Source organism: Mesorhizobium sp. WSM4814 (genome assembly GCF_055811595.1).
This window is the reverse complement of sequence record NZ_JBVVQT010000001.1, coordinates 20,643-38,262: the sequence shown is the minus strand read 5'-3', so window position 1 is coordinate 38,262 and position 17,620 is coordinate 20,643. Positions and strand designations below refer to the sequence as shown.

At 62.2% G+C, this 17,620-nt stretch carries 12 protein-coding genes and 1 tRNA gene; 6 read left to right on the top strand and 7 right to left on the bottom strand.

From position 1 onward, the window contains the following. The first annotated feature begins 122 nt into the window (after positions 1–122). Positions 123–1,346, top strand: coding sequence for a lytic murein transglycosylase (locus AC0L2V_RS00150; RefSeq protein ID WP_473519109.1), 1,224 nt, complete (start codon positions 123–125; stop codon positions 1,344–1,346). A gap of 127 nt (positions 1,347–1,473) precedes the next feature. Next, complete coding sequence (locus tag AC0L2V_RS00145) at positions 1,474–2,709, top strand: SGNH/GDSL hydrolase family protein (RefSeq protein WP_473519108.1); 1,236 nt, start codon at positions 1,474–1,476, stop codon at positions 2,707–2,709. A 34-nt stretch (positions 2,710–2,743) separates the two neighbouring features. On the opposite strand, the gene AC0L2V_RS00140 is transcribed toward AC0L2V_RS00145, so the two are convergent. Then, positions 2,744–4,198, bottom strand: coding sequence for a glutamate synthase subunit beta (locus tag AC0L2V_RS00140; protein WP_023798073.1), 1,455 nt, complete (start codon positions 4,196–4,198; stop codon positions 2,744–2,746). Between the two features lie 144 nt (positions 4,199–4,342). After that, positions 4,343–9,091 (bottom strand): glutamate synthase large subunit, encoded by a 4,749-nt coding sequence (gene gltB / locus AC0L2V_RS00135; protein ID WP_473519107.1) that lies wholly within the window; start codon positions 9,089–9,091, stop codon positions 4,343–4,345. A gap of 590 nt (positions 9,092–9,681) precedes the next feature. Here gltB and AC0L2V_RS00130 point away from each other — a divergent pair. Next, the gene (locus AC0L2V_RS00130; protein ID WP_473519106.1) at positions 9,682–10,740 is read left to right on the top strand and encodes a threonine aldolase family protein; all 1,059 of its coding nucleotides are present in this window, start codon (positions 9,682–9,684) and stop codon (positions 10,738–10,740) included. Between the two features lie 59 nt (positions 10,741–10,799). On the opposite strand, the gene AC0L2V_RS00125 is transcribed toward AC0L2V_RS00130, so the two are convergent. Then, positions 10,800–11,264 (bottom strand): Hsp20 family protein, encoded by a 465-nt coding sequence (locus tag AC0L2V_RS00125; RefSeq protein ID WP_023798077.1) that lies wholly within the window; start codon positions 11,262–11,264, stop codon positions 10,800–10,802. Positions 11,265–11,831: 567 nt separating this feature from the next. On the opposite strand from AC0L2V_RS00125, the gene AC0L2V_RS00120 reads away from it, so the two are divergent. Further along, a complete protein-coding gene (locus AC0L2V_RS00120) occupies positions 11,832–12,806 on the top strand; it encodes an alpha/beta fold hydrolase (RefSeq protein ID WP_473519105.1) in 975 nt (324 codons plus the stop codon). Positions 12,807–12,939: 133 nt separating this feature from the next. Here AC0L2V_RS00120 and AC0L2V_RS00115 read toward each other — a convergent pair whose 3' ends face one another. The 3 genes from AC0L2V_RS00115 to AC0L2V_RS00105 all read right to left on the bottom strand — a co-directional run bounded on the left by AC0L2V_RS00115 (position 12,940) and on the right by AC0L2V_RS00105 (position 15,703). Further along, positions 12,940–13,482 (bottom strand): DUF1579 domain-containing protein, encoded by a 543-nt coding sequence (locus tag AC0L2V_RS00115; protein ID WP_473519104.1) that lies wholly within the window; start codon positions 13,480–13,482, stop codon positions 12,940–12,942. Positions 13,483–13,602: 120 nt separating this feature from the next. Beyond that, a complete protein-coding gene (hisN, locus tag AC0L2V_RS00110) occupies positions 13,603–14,376 on the bottom strand; it encodes a histidinol-phosphatase (protein WP_077380458.1) in 774 nt (257 codons plus the stop codon). Positions 14,377–14,746: 370 nt separating this feature from the next. Next, positions 14,747–15,703: an N-formylglutamate amidohydrolase gene (locus AC0L2V_RS00105; protein ID WP_473491113.1), complete on the bottom strand. Its 957-nt coding sequence runs from the start codon at positions 15,701–15,703 to the stop codon at positions 14,747–14,749. A gap of 147 nt (positions 15,704–15,850) precedes the next feature. On the opposite strand from AC0L2V_RS00105, the gene cpdR reads away from it, so the two are divergent. Together cpdR and AC0L2V_RS00095 are read left to right on the top strand one after the other, a co-directional pair. Next, a complete protein-coding gene (cpdR, locus tag AC0L2V_RS00100; RefSeq protein ID WP_006199474.1) occupies positions 15,851–16,213 on the top strand; it encodes a cell cycle two-component system response regulator CpdR in 363 nt (120 codons plus the stop codon). A 118-nt stretch (positions 16,214–16,331) separates the two neighbouring features. Continuing rightward, positions 16,332–16,406, top strand: a tRNA-Val gene (locus tag AC0L2V_RS00095). Positions 16,407–16,657: 251 nt separating this feature from the next. On the opposite strand, the gene AC0L2V_RS00090 is transcribed toward AC0L2V_RS00095, so the two are convergent. After that, positions 16,658–17,620, bottom strand: coding sequence for a hypothetical protein (locus AC0L2V_RS00090; RefSeq protein WP_473519103.1), 963 nt, complete (start codon positions 17,618–17,620; stop codon positions 16,658–16,660).

Here is a 17,620-nt window from a genome sequence, read left to right as displayed (position 1 = left end):
AAAAAATCTGTAGTCCGTAAAGCACCAACCCGCCTTTTCGTTCCCAACGGCACCTATGGTAAACTAAATGCTAACCGGGTTCGGCGATGAATGATCTTCCTGTGATGAAGAAGGAGGAAAAGATGTCCGTTCGCGACGCCGCAAAGCGCTTCACCAGCATCGTTGCGGCCGCCAGTCTGTCGCTTGCCTTGCTGATGCCCACCGGATCGGCTTTTGCCGACGCCGGTTTCCGGCAATGGGTGGCGAGCTTCCGCGCCACCGCGGTGCGGAGCGGCGTTTCCGGCGCCGTTTACGACCGCGCATTCGAGGGCATCAGCGATGCCGACCCGGTCGTGCTGGAAAAAGCGCGTTATCAGCCCGAATTCACCGCGCCCGCCTGGGACTATTTCGACAACCGCGTCCATGACCAGTCGGTCGCTGTTGGCAAGCAGATGGCCAGGAAGTGGAAGCCGTGGCTGGACAGGATCGAGGCAAGATACGGCGTCGACCGTCACATCCTGCTGGCGATCTGGTCGATGGAATCGAACTACGGCGAAATCCTCAAGCGCGACGATGTCATGCGCAATGTCGTGCGTTCGCTAGCCACGCTTGGCTATGCCGATTCGAGACGATCGAAATTCGCCCGCACGCAGCTGATCGCGGCGCTGAAGATCCTGCAAAGGGGCGACATCGATAAAAGCCACCTCAGTGGCTCATGGGCCGGCGCCATGGGCCATACCCAGTTCATTCCCACCAGCTACCAGGCCTATGCGGTCGACATGGACGGCGACGGCAAGCGTGACATCTGGAATTCGATTCCCGATGCATTGGCAACGGCCGCCAATCTGCTCAGGAAGAACGGCTGGCAGGCCGGCAAGACCTGGGGCTATGAAGTCAGCCTTCCCGACGGAAAGAAGTTCCCGGCCGGATCGAAGTCGTTGTCGCAATGGCAAGCGCTGGGTGTCGCGCGTGCCAACGGCAAGCCGTTCAAGAGTGGGGAGAAGGCCACGCTGAAGGTGCCAGGCGGCCGTGGCGGCCCGGCTTTCCTGATGGTCAAGAATTTTTCGGTCATCAAGCGTTACAACAATGCCGACAAATATGCGGTTGCCGTTGGCCTTCTTGCCGACGAAATCGCCGGTTATGGTGGGCTTGTGCAGGACTGGAAGCGGCCTTTCACGAAGCTCTCCTTTGAGGAGAGGCAGGAGCTTCAGCAACGGCTTTCCCAGTACGGCTACTATGACGGCAAGTTCGACGGCAAGATCGGCGAGGGATCGAAAGCCGCCATCATGGCCTTCCAGGCGAAGGCTGGCTTGACCCAGGACGGACATCCGAGCATGGAAGTGCTCAAATGGCTCAGGCAGAACTAGCTTCGCATAGGGCAGACCTGGAGCATCGGACCCAAACCGGTTTTGAGGAAATCCGATGCTCAACTTAAGGTAGAGCGGCGGCACGGTTGTATCAGAGTCCGGCGCTCTTTAGGGATGGAGACGGTAATTGGTTTCGGCTGCGCGTATCCGTGTGATCCTTCGTCGCGTGCCGATCCTGATTCTGGCTATTGCCGTCCTGGCCGTCGGCACTGCCGCCGTCTTTCACACGCCGGCCGTGGCGCAGGAAGAACAAAGGCGTGGCTGGTCGCTGCGCGACCTGTTGTTTCTGCGCCGAAGCGAGCGGATGGAGCCGCCACGACTGATTGAGCCGCGACGGATTCAGAGGATCGGGCCACGCAAGCCAAAAGTCAGAAAGTCGCGTGCTGCGCCGCGCCGGCCGGCTGAGCCGGCAGCCCCCATTGTCGAGAAGGCGCCGGATGCCCGCACCGTTCTGGTGGTCGGCGATTTCATGGCGACCGGCCTCGCCGAGGGTCTCGACACCGCCTTCGCCGAAAACAACAAGGTCAGGATCGTCGTTCGCAGCAATGGTTCGTCCGGTTTCGTGCGTGACGATTTCTACAACTGGCCCGAACAGATCAAGTCGCTGATCGAGGCCGAAAAACCGGCGGCCGTGATCGTCATGCTGGGTTCCAACGATCGGCAGCAGATGCGCGTGAACGGTGAACGCGAACAGCCACGGTCCGAAGCGTGGACCAAGGAATACGAACGCCGTACCGAAGCGTTCGGCAGGGCCATCGCATCGGCCAAGGTGCCGTATCTGTGGGTCGGCATGCCGGCCTTCAAGGCGCCGAAGATGACCTCCGACATGCTGGCTTTCAACGACATCTACCGCTCGACGGCCGAGAGCCATGGCGGCGAATTCGTCGACATCTGGGACGGTTTCGTCGACGAGGAAGGCGCCTTTGTCACCAGCGGGCCTGATATCAACGGCCAGCCGGTGCGCCTGCGCACCGACGACGGCATCCGTGTGTCGAAAGCCGGCAAACGCAAGCTCGCCTTCTATGCTGAAAAACCCTTGCTGAAGATCCTTGGAATGACCTCGCCTCCGGGCACACTGGCAGCTTATGCGCCAGCCGGCGCTCCGGTCGGGGCGCCGGCAACGACACCCATGCCCGTCGATCGCACGGTGCCGATGCTGCTCAGCGATCCGGCACTCGACGGCGGTTCGGAACTTCTCGGCGCCGCAGCGCCGGCAAAGGCGGACGGGCCTGGCGAAAAACTCTTCGTCGAGGGCAAGGTATCAGCTGCTTCGCCCGGCCGCGCCGACGATTTTTCCTGGCCGCCAAGGAAGCAGCCTGCAGCGGCTGCCGTGCCCGAAACGACCACGGCGATCACTCCGTAAACCTGCCGGACGGCCGCACAAGTAGGAGACGGTCTCAGCGCGGCAGCACGCTCGATCCCATCAGCGCCTCGTCGATCGAACGCGCTGCCTGACGGCCCTCGCGGATCGCCCAGACGACCAGCGATTGACCGCGGCGCACATCGCCAGCTGCATAGAGCTTTTCGACGCTGGTCTTGTAGTCGCGATCATTGGCCTCGACGTTGTTCGAGCGGCGGCTGTCGATGGCGATCTTCATCTGGCCAGCCAATTCCGACACCGGCCCGACGGCGGCCGGCCCGGCAAAGCCGATGGCGATGAAGGCGAGATCCGCGCGGATGACGAATTCCGTGCCGGCGATCGGCTTGCGCTTTTCATCGACCTCGCAGCATTTGACGCCGGTCAACGCGCCGTCCTCGCCGATGAATTCGAGCGTCGCCACCTGGAACTCGCGCTCGGCGCCTTCCGCCTGCGAGGACGAGGTGCGCATCTTCGTCGCCCAGTAAGGCCAGACCGAAAGCTTGTCTTCCTTTTCCGGCGGCTGCGGCCGGATGTCGAGCTGGGTGACGCGCACGGCCCCCTGGCGGAAGGCGGTGCCGACGCAGTCGGACGCGGTGTCGCCGCCGCCGACGACGACGACATGCTGGCCGCCGGCGACGATCGGCGGCGACGGCCACGCCACCGACTGGATCGGCTCGCCGCCGATGCGCTTGTTCTGCTGCACCAGGTAAGGCATCGCGTCATGCACGCCGTCGAGATCGTCGCCGGGAATGTTGGCCGGGCGCGGCGTTTCCGAACCGCCGCAATAGAGCACCGCATCATATTCGGCGAGCAGCTCCGCAACCGGCTTGTCGACGCCGACATTGATCCCGCAGTGAAAACTCACGCCCTCGCCTTGCATCTGCTCGATACGCCGGTCGATGTAGTGCTTCTCGATCTTGAAGTCGGGGATGCCGTAGCGCATCAGCCCGCCCGGCCGGCTCTCGCGCTCGTAGACGTGAACGTCGTGGCCGGCGCGGCCAAGCTGCTGGGCGGCCGCCATGCCGGCCGGCCCCGAGCCAATGATTGCGACGCGCCTGCCGGTCTTCCTTTCCGGCGGATAGGGCCGGATATGACCGGTTTCATAGGCCTTGTCGGCGATCGCCTGCTCGATCGTCTTGATGGCGACCGGAATGTCCTCGAGGTTCAGCGTGCAGGCTTCCTCGCAAGGTGCCGGACAGATGCGGCCGGTGAATTCCGGGAAATTATTGGTCGAATGCAGGTTGCGGATCGCATTGTCCCAGTCGCCATTGTAGACGAGGTCGTTCCAGTCCGGGATCTGGTTGTGGACCGGGCAGCCGGTCGGCCCGTGACAGTACGGAATGCCGCAATCCATGCAGCGCGCGGCCTGTTTCTCGACCTCCTTGTCCGACATCGGCAGCGTGAACTCGCGAAAATGCCGGATGCGGTCGGAAGCCGGCTGGTACTTGTGCACCTGCCGGTCGATCTCGAGAAACCCTGTTACCTTGCCCATAGTCCAGTCCCTGCTGTCCAGATGGCGCGCTCGACGCCGCACCCGTTAACCTCATAAGGCAGCCATGGCAACCTTCAGTCCGAGGCCAGGATTGTTGATGGAGGCATCGACCGGGAAGCTTTGCCTCCCGGCAAATCCCAAAGCCTATTCCGCCGCAACGCCCATGCGCATGCGTTCCATTTCGATCAGCGCGCGGCGGTATTCGACCGGCATGATCTTCCGGAATTTCGGCCGGAAAGTCGCCCAGTTGTCGAGGATTTCGCGGCCGCGCACCGAACCCGTGTAATGGACGTGGTTCGAGATCAGCTGATAGAGCCGCTCCTCATCATGGCTGGTCATGTCGCCGGACACGTCGACGCGGCCTTTGTGGTCGAGATCGCCGCCATGATGGAGCAGTTTCTCCATCAGGTCGTCTTCTTCGGGAACGGGTTCCAGTTCGACCATCGCCATGTTGCAGCGCTCGGCGAAATCACCCACCTCGTCGAGCACATAGGCGACGCCGCCCGACATGCCGGCGGCGAAGTTGCGGCCGGTCTGCCCGATGACGACGACAATGCCGCCGGTCATGTACTCGCAGCCATGGTCGCCAACACCTTCGACGACGGCGGCGACGCCCGAATTGCGAACCGCAAAACGCTCGCCGGCGACGCCGCAGAAATAGGCCTCGCCCTCGGTCGCGCCGTAAAGCACGGTGTTGCCAACGATGATCGACTCGGCTGCGACGATCTTCGTGTTCTCAGGCGGGCGGATGACGATGCGTCCGCCCGACAGGCCCTTGCCGACGTAGTCGTTGGCGGCACCGACCAGCTCGAACGAAACCCCACGCGCTAGGAAGGCGCCGAAGGACTGGCCGGCGGTTCCGGTGAGTTTTACCGAGATCGTGTCCTCGCGCAGGCCCTTGTGCTTGAAGCGCTTTGCCACTTCGCCCGACAGCATGGCGCCGGTCGAACGGTCGACATTGCGGATCGGCAGCTCGATGCTGACCGGCTGCCTGGCGTCCAGCGCCGGCTTGGCCAACTCGATCAGCTTGCGGTCGAGCACGTCGTCGATCGGATGCTTCTGCCGCTCGGTCCAGTGCACCGCCTCATGCGGGGCATCCGGCTTGAAGAACATCTTGCTGAAATCGAGCCCGCGCGCCTTCCAGTGCTGGATCAGCGCCCGCTTCTCCAGGAGTTCGGTGTCGCCGATGATCTGGTCGAGGTGGGTGTAGCCCATCTCGGCGAGCAGCGCCCGCACCTCTTCCGCCACATAGAAGAAGAAGTTGATGACATGTTCCGGCGTGCCCTTGAAGCGCTTGCGCAACACCGGGTCCTGCGTCGCGACGCCGACCGGGCAGGTGTTGAGATGGCACTTGCGCATCATGATGCAGCCGGCCGCGATCAGCGGCGCGGTCGAGAAGCCGAATTCGTCGGCGCCAAGCAGCGCGCCGATGACGACGTCGCGGCCGGTGCGCAGGCCGCCATCGACCTGCAGCGCGACGCGCGACCTGAGGCCGTTGAGCACCAACGTCTGGTGCGTCTCGGCAAGGCCCATTTCCCACGGGCTGCCGGCGTGCTTGAGCGAGGTCAGCGGCGATGCGCCGGTGCCGCCGTCATAGCCGGAAATGGTGATGTGATCGGCGCGCGCCTTGGCGACGCCGGCCGCAACCGTGCCGACACCGACTTCCGAAACCAGCTTGACCGAGACATCAGCCGCCGGATTGACGTTCTTGAGGTCGTAGATGAGCTGCGCCAGATCCTCGATCGAGTAGATGTCGTGATGCGGCGGCGGCGAGATCAGGCCGACGCCGGGCGTCGAATGCCTGACCTTGGCAATGGTGGCATCTACCTTGTGACCGGGCAGCTGACCGCCCTCGCCAGGCTTCGCGCCTTGCGCCACCTTGATCTGCATCACATCGGAGTTCACCAGATACTCCGCCGTCACGCCGAAACGCCCGGAAGCGACCTGCTTGATCGCCGAACGCTCGGGGTTCTTGCCGCCGTCCGGCAGCGGCAGGTAACGGTCGGCTTCTTCGCCGCCCTCGCCGGTGTTCGACTTGCCGCCGATCGTGTTCATGGCGCGCGCCAGCGTGGTGTGCGCTTCCCTGGAGATCGAGCCGAAGGACATCGCCCCGGTCGAGAACCGCTTGACGATATCGGCAGCCGACATGACCTCGTCGAGCGCGACCTTGTTGCGCCCGGTTTCTTCGGCCAGCCTGATCTTGAACAGGCCGCGAATGCTCTGCGCCCGCGCCGTCTCGCTGTCGATCTGAGCGGAATAGTCCTTGAACGTCTGCGACGACCCTTGGCGCACGGCGTGCTGCAGGGTGGCCACCGCATCGGGCGACCAGATATGCGCTTCGCCGCGCATGCGGAACATGTATTCGCCGCCGACCTCGAGGCTGTTGCGCAGCACCGGGTCGTTGCCGAAGCCGTCGGCGTGGCGGCTGACCGTTTCGGCTGCGATCTCTTCCAGCCCGACGCCTTCGATCAGCGTCGCGGTGCCGGTGAAATATTTTTGCACGAAATCGGTCTTCAGCCCGATGGCGTCGAAGATCTGCGCGCCGCAATAGGACTGGTAGGTCGAGATGCCCATCTTCGACATCACCTTGAGAATACCCTTGCCGATCGACTTGATGTAGCGGGAGACGACCTCATTGGCGTCGACTTCGGCCGGCAGCTCGCCGCGCTTGTGCATGTCGAGCAGCGTGTCGAAGGCGAGATAGGGATTGATCGCCTCGGCGCCATAGCCCGCAAGGCAGCAGAAATGATGCACCTCGCGCGGTTCGCCGGACTCGACGACCAGCCCCACCGACGTGCGCAATCCCTTGCGGATCAAATGATGGTGGACCGCCGCCGTCGCCAGCAATGCCGGGATGGCGATGCGGTCCGGCCCGAGCTGACGGTCGGACAGGATGATGATGTTGTAGCCGCCGGCGACCGCCGCCTCGGCGCGCTCGCACAGCCGGTCGATGGCGCCCTGCATGCCGGCCGCGCCTTCGTTCGAAGCATAGGTGATGTCGATCGTCTTGGTGTCGAAACGGTCCTCGGTATGACCGATGGAGCGGATCTTCTCAAGATCGCCATTGGTCAGGATTGGCTGGCGCACTTCGAGCCGCTTGCGACGCGAATTGCCGACGAGGTCGAAGATGTTCGGCCTCGGCCCGATGAACGACACCAGGCTCATCACCAGTTCCTCGCGGATCGGGTCGATAGGCGGGTTGGTGACCTGGGCGAAGTTCTGCTTGAAATAGGTGTAGAGCAGCTTCGATCTGTCCGACATCGCCGAAATCGGCGTGTCGGTGCCCATCGAGCCGACCGCTTCCTGGCCGGTGGTCGCCATCGGCGACATCAGCAGCTTGGTGTCTTCCTGGGTAAAGCCGAACGCCTGCTGGCGATCGAGCAGGCTGACGTCCCTGCGCAGCGCCCGCGGCTCGACCGGCTTCAGGTCTTCGAGGATGAGCTGGGTGTTGGCGAGCCAGCTCTTGTAGGGATGCCTGGTCGCGATCTCCGACTTGATCTCCTCGTCGGAAACGATGCGGCCCTTCTCCAGGTCGATCAAAAGCATGCGGCCGGGCTGCAGCCGCCACTTCTTGACGATCCTTTCCTCCGGCACCGGCAGCACGCCGGCTTCCGATGCCATGATGACGCGATCGTCGTCGGTGACGATATAGCGCGCCGGGCGCAGCCCGTTGCGGTCGAGCGTGGCGCCGATCTGGCGGCCGTCGGTGAAGGCCACCGCCGCCGGCCCGTCCCACGGCTCCATCAGGGCGGCGTGGTATTCATAAAAGGCCTTGCGATCTTGATCCATCAGCTTGTTGCCGGCCCAGGCCTCAGGGATCAGCATCATCATCGCGTGGGCGAGCGAGTAGCCGCCCTGCGTCAGGAATTCGAGCGCATTGTCGAAACAGGCGGTGTCCGACTGCCCCTCATAGGAGATCGGCCACAGCTTGGAGATGTCGTTGCCGAACAGTTCGGAATCGACCGAGGCCTGCCGCGCCGCCATCCAGTTGACGTTGCCGCGCAGCGTGTTGATCTCGCCATTGTGGGCGACCATGCGATAGGGATGCGCCAGCTTCCACGACGGGAAGGTGTTGGTCGAGAAACGCTGGTGGACGAGGATCAGCGCCGTCTCGAAACGCGGATCGGTCAGATCCTTGTAATAGGCGCCGACCTGATAGGCCAGGAACATGCCCTTGTAGACGATGGTCCGCGATGACATCGACACGACGTAGAAGCCATTGTCGACGCCCTTGGTCTCTTCGTGGATACGACCGGAAATGACCTTGCGCAGGATGTAGAGCCGCCGTTCGTAATCGTCGTCGCTCTCGATCTCGGCGCCACGACCCAAAAACACCTGCCGCTGGACCGGTTCTGAAGCAGCGATATCAGGCGCCTTTGACAGCGATGAATTGTCGACCGGCACGTCGCGAAAGCCGAGCAGCGGCTGGCCTTCGAGCTGCGCGACCTCGGCGATGATGCCTTCGATATGCGCCTGAAGCTCAGGATCGCGCGGCATGAACACATGGCCGACGGCGTAATGGCCGGGCTTGGGCAGTTCGACGCCCTGGCTGGCCATCTCCTCGCGGAAGAAGCGGTCGGGAAGCTGCACCAGCACGCCGGCGCCGTCGCCCATCAGCGGGTCGGCGCCGACGGCGCCGCGATGCGTCAGATTTTCGAGCACCGCCAGGCCGTCCGTGACGATCTGATGCGACTTGACGCCCTTCATATTGACGATGAAGCCGACGCCGCAGGCATCGTGCTCGTTGCGCGGATCGTAAAGGCCGTGAGCGGCGAACCCGGTAGGGGTCCGCCCGATCCTGGCCAGGCCAGTGGCGATGGACGGATTTTTGACGGCTGGCGCTTTCGTCTGCGCGGCCGGGCCGTTCGTCGCAGATGGCGTCACTTCCGTCATCGTCCTGTCCTCCATCCCAGCCCTTAGGGCGCTGGTTTCCGTTGGGAAGCGCATGAGCTTCCCTTTCATCCTTGCGGCACGTCTTGCGAAATCCCGTCTTGCGAAATCCTTGCCGAACCAGGCGGCCTGGTTCGCATCCGGCAATCGTACAGGCCAGAGGCGGGCTGTCTACCTGTCGCTCGCGGCAACGGCCGGAGAGGCCCAATGATACGCCAATCCAGCCTGTTTTGTGCGACAAAATAAGACAGCACTACTGTCCTAAATTTTTATGACAGAAATTGCGGGTGCGCACAAGACCGATTCACAACAATTGTGGGCATCCAGAGACAGAAAATTACGCGCCACCCGGCCAAAACGCAACCTTCAGTCGTCCGCCTTAATGCATGTCGCGCAAAAGTGTGCAGCGGTTTTGCGATAACGACATGCATGAAAACAAAAACCTAAAGCGCGTCGCATGAGGCCGGCCGAACGCGACGCGCTTTAGGTCCCCGGCCTCTCGCTGGCTTTACCGCTTTTCCGGCGCTTGGCACTTGCGAGCGGCATGCGAAAGCGGCCAAGGTCGCCTTGATTTTCCCAGCACAGGCAAACGCATGAATTTCGCTTCCGACAATTGGGCAGGCGCCCATCCCAGCATCGCCGCGGGCCTGTCGGCCCATGCCGGCGGCTTTTCCGCCGCCTATGGCGACGGCGCCCTCGACGACGCGGCATACCAGCGCTTCAACGAAATCTTCGGGCGCGAGGTCGCGGTGTTTTTCGTGGCCACCGGCACCGCCGCCAATTCCCTGTCGCTGACCGCCTACAACAAATCGGGCGGCATTTCCTTCTGCCATCGAGAGTCGCATGTCATCGAGGATGAATGCGGCGCCCCGGAATACTTTACCGGCGGCTCACGGCTCCATCCCGTCGACGGCGCGCTGGGCAAGATCGATCCGAATATGCTGGACAGGGCGGTCGGCCGGTTCGCGCCAGAAATCGTCCATTCCGGGCGCCCGATGGCGGTGTCGATCACCCAGTCGACCGAGGTCGGCACCATCTACACACTGAACGAAATTGCCAGGATTTCGGCGATCGTCAAGCATCACAAACTGCCGCTGCACATGGATGGTGCCCGCTTCGCCAATGCGCTGGTCGCGCTCGAGACAACACCGGCGGAGATGACCTGGAAGGGCGGCGTCGACATCCTCTCTTTCGGCGGCACCAAGAACGGTTGCTGGTGCGCCGAGGCTATCGTGCTGTTCGACCTCGACCGCGCCAGGGAACTGGCCTTCCTGCGCAAGCGCGCGGCGCAATTGTTCTCGAAATCGCGCTTCATCGCAGCGCAGTTCGAAGCCTATTTCAAGGACGACCTGTGGCTCGACACGGCGCGGCATGCCAACGCCATGGCAGCACGCCTCGCAGCACTGATCGAGGATTCCGCGTCGGCGCGTCTGGCCTGGCTGCCGCAAGCCAACGAAGTGTTCGCAGTGATGAAAAAGGCCAAGGCTGAACGGGTGCTTTTGGCCGGTGCCGCCTTCTACGACTGGCACAAGCCGCACGACTTCGATGGCCATATCGGCGAGGACGAAGCGCTCTATCGTTTCGTCACCAGCTTTGCGACCACGGAAGAAGAGGTCGACCGCTTTGGCGAGCTAATTGCTGGCGGCACCTAATTCAAAAAGGGCGGCGCCAGGCGCCGCCCTTCGTCCTTTGGTCGTCTTTGCGACGCAGCTTACGCGGTGGTCTTGGCCTCGATCTGCTTGGCCTTCGCCGAAGACGCGGTGATCGCGATCTTGCGCGGCTTCAGCTCCTCGGGAATATTGCGCTTGAGGTCGACGAAGAGCAGGCCGTTCTTCAGCGAGGCGCCGACGACATCAACATGGTCGGCAAGCTGGAAGCGGCGCTCAAAGGCTCGGCTGGCGATACCGCGATAGAGCAGTTCGGAGCCTTCGCCATTGCCCTCCTTGCGCTCACCCTTGACTGTCAGAACGTTGCGGTGAGCCTCGATCGAGAGCTCATCGTCCGAGAAGCCGGCGACCGCCATCGAGATGCGATAGGAATCCTCACCGGTGCGCTCGATGTTGTAGGGCGGATAGGTCTGTGCACCTTCCGGCTGCGCAAGCGAATCGAGCATGGTGAACAGCCGGTCGAAACCGACGGTCGAACGATAAAGCGGGGAAAAATCAACGTGACGCATGGTGTGTTCTCCTGTTGAGCAACAAGGTTTGCGTATGGCCGGTGCGAAACCCGTGACGGCGTTCCGGATGGGCCAGCGGCCCCGACATTGGCGGCCGCAGCAGACATTTGGGGAGCAGGAGAAGGCATTTCAAGATTCTACCGCCTCGATGAACGGCAGATGAACCGCGGCTTCGGCGGACGTTCAGCTAAGTCGCGCTAATCTGCTTCCAGGATCAAGGAACAGGCGGCGGTTACAGCGTCGCGCGTCCTCTCGGACACGCAAAAGGAAGCTGTAACACTTTGATTGCGCATGATTCACGGCGAAATCGGCTGCGGTTTTCGCGGTTATGCGCGAGATGCCGCAACGAGGCCGACCGGGTGTAACGTCCCTTCCTCCCGGATCGACGGGGGGCCGGAAGCACGCCGCAAGCTGCTTTCGGCCTCACTCGCCGGCTGCCTCGTTCAGCCTTTCCAACGCGTCCGGAATTCCTTTGCTTTTTGCTGCCCTTTGCTTTTGCTGCATGGGGCGTCTATGCCTACCAAAGCTTGCGCCATGCAGGCAGCGACACTTGAAACGCAGCGCCGAATGACGGACCTCCTCGCCAAAACTCCCCTCTTCCACGAAATTCCGGGCAATCCGCTGCCGGAAAATGCGGCCGGTGGTTTCTTCACCGCGCGCGACGGCAAGAAAATCCGTTATGGCCTCTTTGCCGCCGTTGCCCGCCCGATGAAGGGCACCGTGGTCCTCTTGACCGGCCGCAACGAGTGCATCGAAAAGTATTTCGAGACCATCCGTAACCTCGCCGACCGCGGTTTTGGCGTCGCCACCTTTGACTGGCGCGGCCAGGGCGGTTCCGACCGGCTGATCAGCGATCGCGAGCGTGGCTATGTCCGCAGTTTCTTCGACTACACCGGCGACCTGGAACAGTTCTTCGAGGAGATCGTGCTCCCCGACTGCCGCGGGCCGTACTACATATTGGCCCATTCGGCCGGGGCGGTGATCACGCTGCTTGCCGGGCCGTCGATGGTGAACCGCGTACGGCGCATGGTGCTGATCGCGCCCTTCCTCGCGGTGCCCGACCTGCCGGTCTCGACAGCCACCGTTCGCCGCCTCTGCTCGCTGTTCTGTCTGCTGGGTCTTGGCAAGCTTTACGCCGCCTGGGGTCCGCGGCCCAGAAAAACCATACCCTTTGCCGTCAACAAGGTGACATCGGATCCCGAGCGGTATCGGCGCAACACGCTGCTCTACGAAACCTACCCGCAGCTGGCGCTCGGCGGCCCGACGATCCGCTGGCTGAAAGCGGCGGCGCAGGCCTCCGAGGTCATCAGCGATCCCGACTTCATGGCCAGGATCCGGGTTCCCTTGCTGGTGGTCGCCGCCGGCGCCGACCAGGTCGTCTCGACGAAGGCGGTGGAAACCTACACCAGACGCCTGCGTCTCGGTTCGCTGCTGGTGATCGATGGCGCACGCCATGAAATATTGCAGGAGGCCGACTTCTATCGCGAGCAGTTCTTTGCCGCCTTCGATGCCTTCATTCCGGGAAGCGACGACAACGCCTGATTGAGTGCCGCGCTCCCTCCGGACGCCAAAAGACCGCTCCAAATCATTGAAAATCCATGATTTGGCTTGAAAGAATGACTTGGCCTGGAAACGAACCTGGCTTGAAAAAATGCCTTCCAGGTCGATCGTCGGCCTACGCTTGCCGGGCGAAATCCATGATCCAGTTGGTCTCCCAGGTCTTGCCGCCATCCGCTGAAAAAGCCTGCTCCCAGCGCGCCGATTTTTCAGTGATCCGCGACCACAGGAAGCGAACCTGGATAGCGCGTCCGTCAAAAACGTCTTCACACAGGAACGTGCCGACGCCTGCTTCGAAGGCGCCGCGCATCGGAATATCGATGGTCGCCGGGCTGCGGCCGTCGATCCACCAGATCGACCATTGTCTCGTCGCCGGATCGAAGGTCCGCAGCGTGGCGGCGCGATAGGCGCCGCCGGGCAATTCAATCACATTGTCGTCGACATTGCCGACCCCGCCAAGGATCGGGCGCACCTCGCATGTCCCGCCAAACACGTCCCAGTTCGTGTCGCCTTGCAGGCGCTCATGCAACCTTCGATGGCTGACGTTCCAGTGTCCGAAGAAGAAATCGAAATCGGCCCGCCCATCTCCCAGGGCATTTTCTGCCGGCGCATTTTCTACTGGAGCATCTTCGGAACGGCTGGTTGTTGACTGCGTCGGCATGAGGCTCCCTCCCGTGGCATTGTCTCCATATCCGAGAGCTGCTGACACCCTGCCGTCAGGAGCATTGGGTTATCGTCGCCGGGGGCACCTCAGTGCGTAATGGCCATCTGCCCAGCCGGTTCAGCCGCGCAGCGCCGCCATCGCGGCGGCATGAAGCTCCGGCGTCGCCGCAGCTAGGATGTCGCCGCCCCTTTCCGCCGGTCCGCCTTCGAAGGTGGTGACGACGCCGCCGGCCTTCTCGATGATCGGGATCAGCGCGACGATATCGTAGGGTTTCAAGCCGGGGTCGGCGACGATGTCGACGCTTCCCGCCGCGACCATGGCGAAGGCATAGCAGTCGGTGCCGTAGCGGGCGAGTTGGACCTGCCGCTCGAACAGGTCGTAGCGCAGGCGCGCGTCTCCCTTGAACAGTGCCGGCGTGGTGGTGAACAGCGTCGCCTCGGCGAGGCTTGTCGTCTTGCGTGTCGTCAGCCTTCGCGGTCCGCCCGGGCCTTCATAATGGGCACCGGACGCGTTGGCGTAGAAAAGCTCGCCGGTGAAGGGCTGCGACATCATGCCGGCGACGGCATCGCCGTCGACCGTCAGCCCGACCAAGGTTCCCCAGACCGGCAGGCCGGAAATGAAGGCACGGGTGCCGTCGATCGGATCGATCACCCAGACATGCCTGCTGGAAATGTTCTCGCTGCCATGCTCCTCGCCGAGGATGCCGTGATCGGGATATTCCGCTGAAATAAGCGCCCGGATGACCCGCTCGGCCTCGCGGTCCGCCTCGGTGACCGGGTCGAAGCTGCCTTGCTCCTTGTTGGCGACTGCGCCCTGGCTGCGGAAGCGCGGCAAGGTTTCGGCCGCGGCAGCATGCGCAATGCGCCGCATGAAATCGATGCTGATGTCCAAGTGAGTCTCCCCGCGCTGCAGCCTGCTGGAACTCGTTTGCCTGCGGTATTGCGTCAAGACAAGGGCGCGCGGACATTTCCGCATCGACAACTGTTGCTAAAATGCAACGTTGGCGCCCTCGATATGCAATTCCACATCATAGTGAATTAAAAACGCCGCACGGCCGCTTGACATTTGTGCATCGCACAATAGATTTGTTCTCGGACAGGTTCTCCTGTCCATGCCCTCCTTGGGCGTTTCCTCCCTAGACTTCGACCGTGTCGTGCAAACGATGCGGTCTTTTTTTCGGCGCGGCACTCAGCCGATTGCACGTCCCGACCCGCACCCCGATGCCTTTATCCGGCGCCAGATCTCGTTTCGTTTTCGGCAATCATTCGGCGGCAAGCGGCAGGTCGATAAAATTGTGGTCGGGCATCGCCATCAGGTCGGCCGAGAATTGCGCCAGATCGTCGGCGAGCGCATCGAAGCCGGCGGATTTCTGGAACGTCCGCTCGTTCATGTAAAGCCCGCGATTGACCTCGATCTGCAGTGCATGGAGGTGGCGCACGGGGCGGCCATAGTGCTCGGTGATGAAGCCTCCGGCATAAGGCTTGTTATGGGCGACGGTGTAGCCCATGCCGATGAGCAGGCCGATCGCCGTCTCGGTCAACGCTGCCGCGGCGGAGATGCCGAAACGGTCGCCGACGATGAAGTCGGGCCTGACACCGCTGTCGCCGACCCTGATGCTCGCCGGCATCGAGTGGCAATCGATCAGCACGGCAAAGCCGAACCGCGCATGGGTCCTGGTCAAAAGCCGCTTTAGCGTCTCGTGATAAGGCTTGTAGACAGCCTCGATGCGCGCGACGGCTTCCGCCAGCGGCAAGCGGCCGGCATAGATTTCGAGCCCCTCTCCTACCAGCTTGGGCACGGTGCCAAGCCCGCCGGCGACGCGCGCCGAACGGATGTTGCAGAACGACGGCACCGGTTCGGCGAACATGCGCGGATCGAGTTCCCACGGCTCCCGGTTGACGTCGAGATAGGCGCGCGGGAAGTTTGCCGCCAGCATCGGCGCGCCGAGCGCAACAGCGCCACCGAACAATTCGTCGACATAGCAATCTTCGGAGCGGCGGATGGCGTTTCGGTCCAGCCTTGCCATGGCCAGGAACCGGTCCGGATAGTGACGGCCGCTATGCGGCGAGTTGAAGAGGAAGGGAACACGCTGTTCGGCGCCCGACCGGATTTCGAAGGGGGGAACGACCGAAAAATCCTCGGCTGCCGTTTTCAATTTGAACGTACCCGGAAACACCAATGCATCATGGTTGGAAAGGTGCCACCTCGCCGGCCGCATGTCCAGCGTTTCGGCGTCCGGACCGCTTTGTCAAAGCCGGATCGGGCCTTTATCGTTCACTTGATGTTTACCCTCACCTCCTCATATACAGGATGGTTAACGGGCTGCCCCACGGCAGTCCCGGGCGGGTGATTCGGACGGGACAAGATGGCACGCATTCTACTGGCGGAAGACGACGATGACATGCGCCGGTTCCTCGTCAAGGCGCTGGAACGTGCCGGCTATCAGGTCAGCGACTTCGACAACGGCGCCAGCGCCTATGAGCGGCTGCGCGAAGAGCCGTTCTCGCTGCTGTTGACCGATATCGTCATGCCGGAGATGGACGGCATAGAACTCGCCCGCCGCGCCACCGAGATCGATCCCGACCTCAAGGTCATGTTCATCACCGGCTTCGCCGCCGTTGCGCTCAATCCGGATTCCAAGGCGCCGAAAGACGCCAAGGTGCTGTCGAAGCCGTTCCATCTGCGCGACCTCGTCAACGAGGTCGAAAAGATGCTGCAGGCAGCCTGACCCGTTTTCCGCCGCCGGCCTCCGGCGCGCCTTCGACGGTGCGGCAAGGCGAACCTTTCTTTCCCCTTTCCTGCTATTGACGCGCCGCGGCAAAAATGGTGTATGCGCGGCTTCGGATGGGCGTGTAGCTCAGCGGGAGAGCACTGCATTGACATTGCAGGGGTCACAGGTTCAATCCCTGTCACGCCCACCATCCAGACAATCCGCCGTCTCTGTAGGTGGAACCTGACATCTGCATTTTTCTTTGCATTCTTGGCAACTTAGGTTGCAGCATTGCGGAATCCTAGGGATGCCAGAGCTTCTTTTTTGGCGATTATATCAGTGCGATCGCTATCTGGTTTTCAAGCTCTGCATTTTTCTGCAAGCGCCAACGGGGTTGATCGTATCCCGCGGCGATTTGGCACCGTTCGTGCCTACACTGGCGGGCGTCCCACCGCATATCACTCAGCTCTTCGTAATTTTTGGACCCAGGTAGAAAATCTCCAACTTCTTTCGATGTTTCTCCAGCGGCCATTCGAAATGCATTCGGAAGAATCGGTGACTGATCTTGCCGTGCCAATGCGCAAAATAGCTGCCGCCCGATACCCGTTGAAACATCATGTCCTTGGCAAAGAGATTCTGGTTCGTCGCAGACTCGCCGGTGAACAGTGCCCTGTCGCCGGTGAAGTAGGTATTGATGATCTCTCGCGCCGCTGGTTCTTCCGCTCCATCCTCTGTTCGACTTGTGACGTAGTCATTGAGCACCTTCATAAGGTCCAAGCTGCGATCGCGTAGCGATGCTTCGAAAGGCTCGCGAGCCAGCGCGGGGTTCGAGGCGAGCGCCCCGATCTCGAGATTGGGGAAGCGCTGGCGGGCGGCATCTACCAAGGCCGTCCACGACCGGGTCGGTGCCTCCGCAGCGAGCGCTTGGTCGACGAGCGCGTCGGCCTGCCAGAGATTGGTCACGCTGTACCGGCCGTAACGCTCCTCGCGCAACCCATGATCGACCTCGAGCGGGTTGACCGCGTAGTCGATCTCCCCTCCCACGAAGCTGTACGTAGTGCACTCGGTTCCGACCTTCGTCCTCCGCGCAGCCTCGCCGAGCCCCGTCGCAGTGATTTCGACGTCCCGATACTCGAAATAATCGTCCATTTCGTCCAGCCGGTCGTCCTCAACGAAAGGGCCGGTCCTGTCGAGCCATGAAAAAGTGGCCGCCCTCAGGTCCTTGTCACGCAGTTCAAACAATGCTCGCCTGACGTTGGTCCCGGGAGCGACCAGCGCCTCCTGCAGCGAGCGTGTCGACCGCAGATTCTGACGGATCGCCGGAATTCGGAATCGGGTGGAGATCAGACCACGAAGTGCGCTTTCGAACTCGGTGCGGTTGGCAAATTGTCCCTGCAGAGATGCGTCGTTCAGATACCAGCGCAC

What these genes read in the sequence shown, in the direction of transcription:
- AC0L2V_RS00105 (WP_473491113.1), bottom strand. Translation starts at nt 15,703, where the DNA reads ATGCGGCCGGCGAGGTGGCACCTTTCCAACCATGATGCATTGGTGTTT.
- AC0L2V_RS00120 (WP_473519105.1), top strand. Translation starts at nt 11,832, where the DNA reads ATGACGGACCTCCTCGCCAAAACTCCCCTCTTCCACGAAATTCCGGGC.
- AC0L2V_RS00115 (WP_473519104.1), bottom strand. Translation starts at nt 13,482, where the DNA reads ATGCCGACGCAGTCAACAACCAGCCGTTCCGAAGATGCTCCAGTAGAA.
- AC0L2V_RS00150 (WP_473519109.1), top strand. Translation starts at nt 123, where the DNA reads ATGTCCGTTCGCGACGCCGCAAAGCGCTTCACCAGCATCGTTGCGGCC.
- AC0L2V_RS00140 (WP_023798073.1), bottom strand. Translation starts at nt 4,198, where the DNA reads ATGGGCAAGGTAACAGGGTTTCTCGAGATCGACCGGCAGGTGCACAAG.
- AC0L2V_RS00125 (WP_023798077.1), bottom strand. Translation starts at nt 11,264, where the DNA reads ATGCGTCACGTTGATTTTTCCCCGCTTTATCGTTCGACCGTCGGTTTC.
- cpdR (WP_006199474.1), top strand. Translation starts at nt 15,851, where the DNA reads ATGGCACGCATTCTACTGGCGGAAGACGACGATGACATGCGCCGGTTC.
- AC0L2V_RS00130 (WP_473519106.1), top strand. Translation starts at nt 9,682, where the DNA reads ATGAATTTCGCTTCCGACAATTGGGCAGGCGCCCATCCCAGCATCGCC.
- gltB (WP_473519107.1), bottom strand. Translation starts at nt 9,091, where the DNA reads ATGACGGAAGTGACGCCATCTGCGACGAACGGCCCGGCCGCGCAGACG.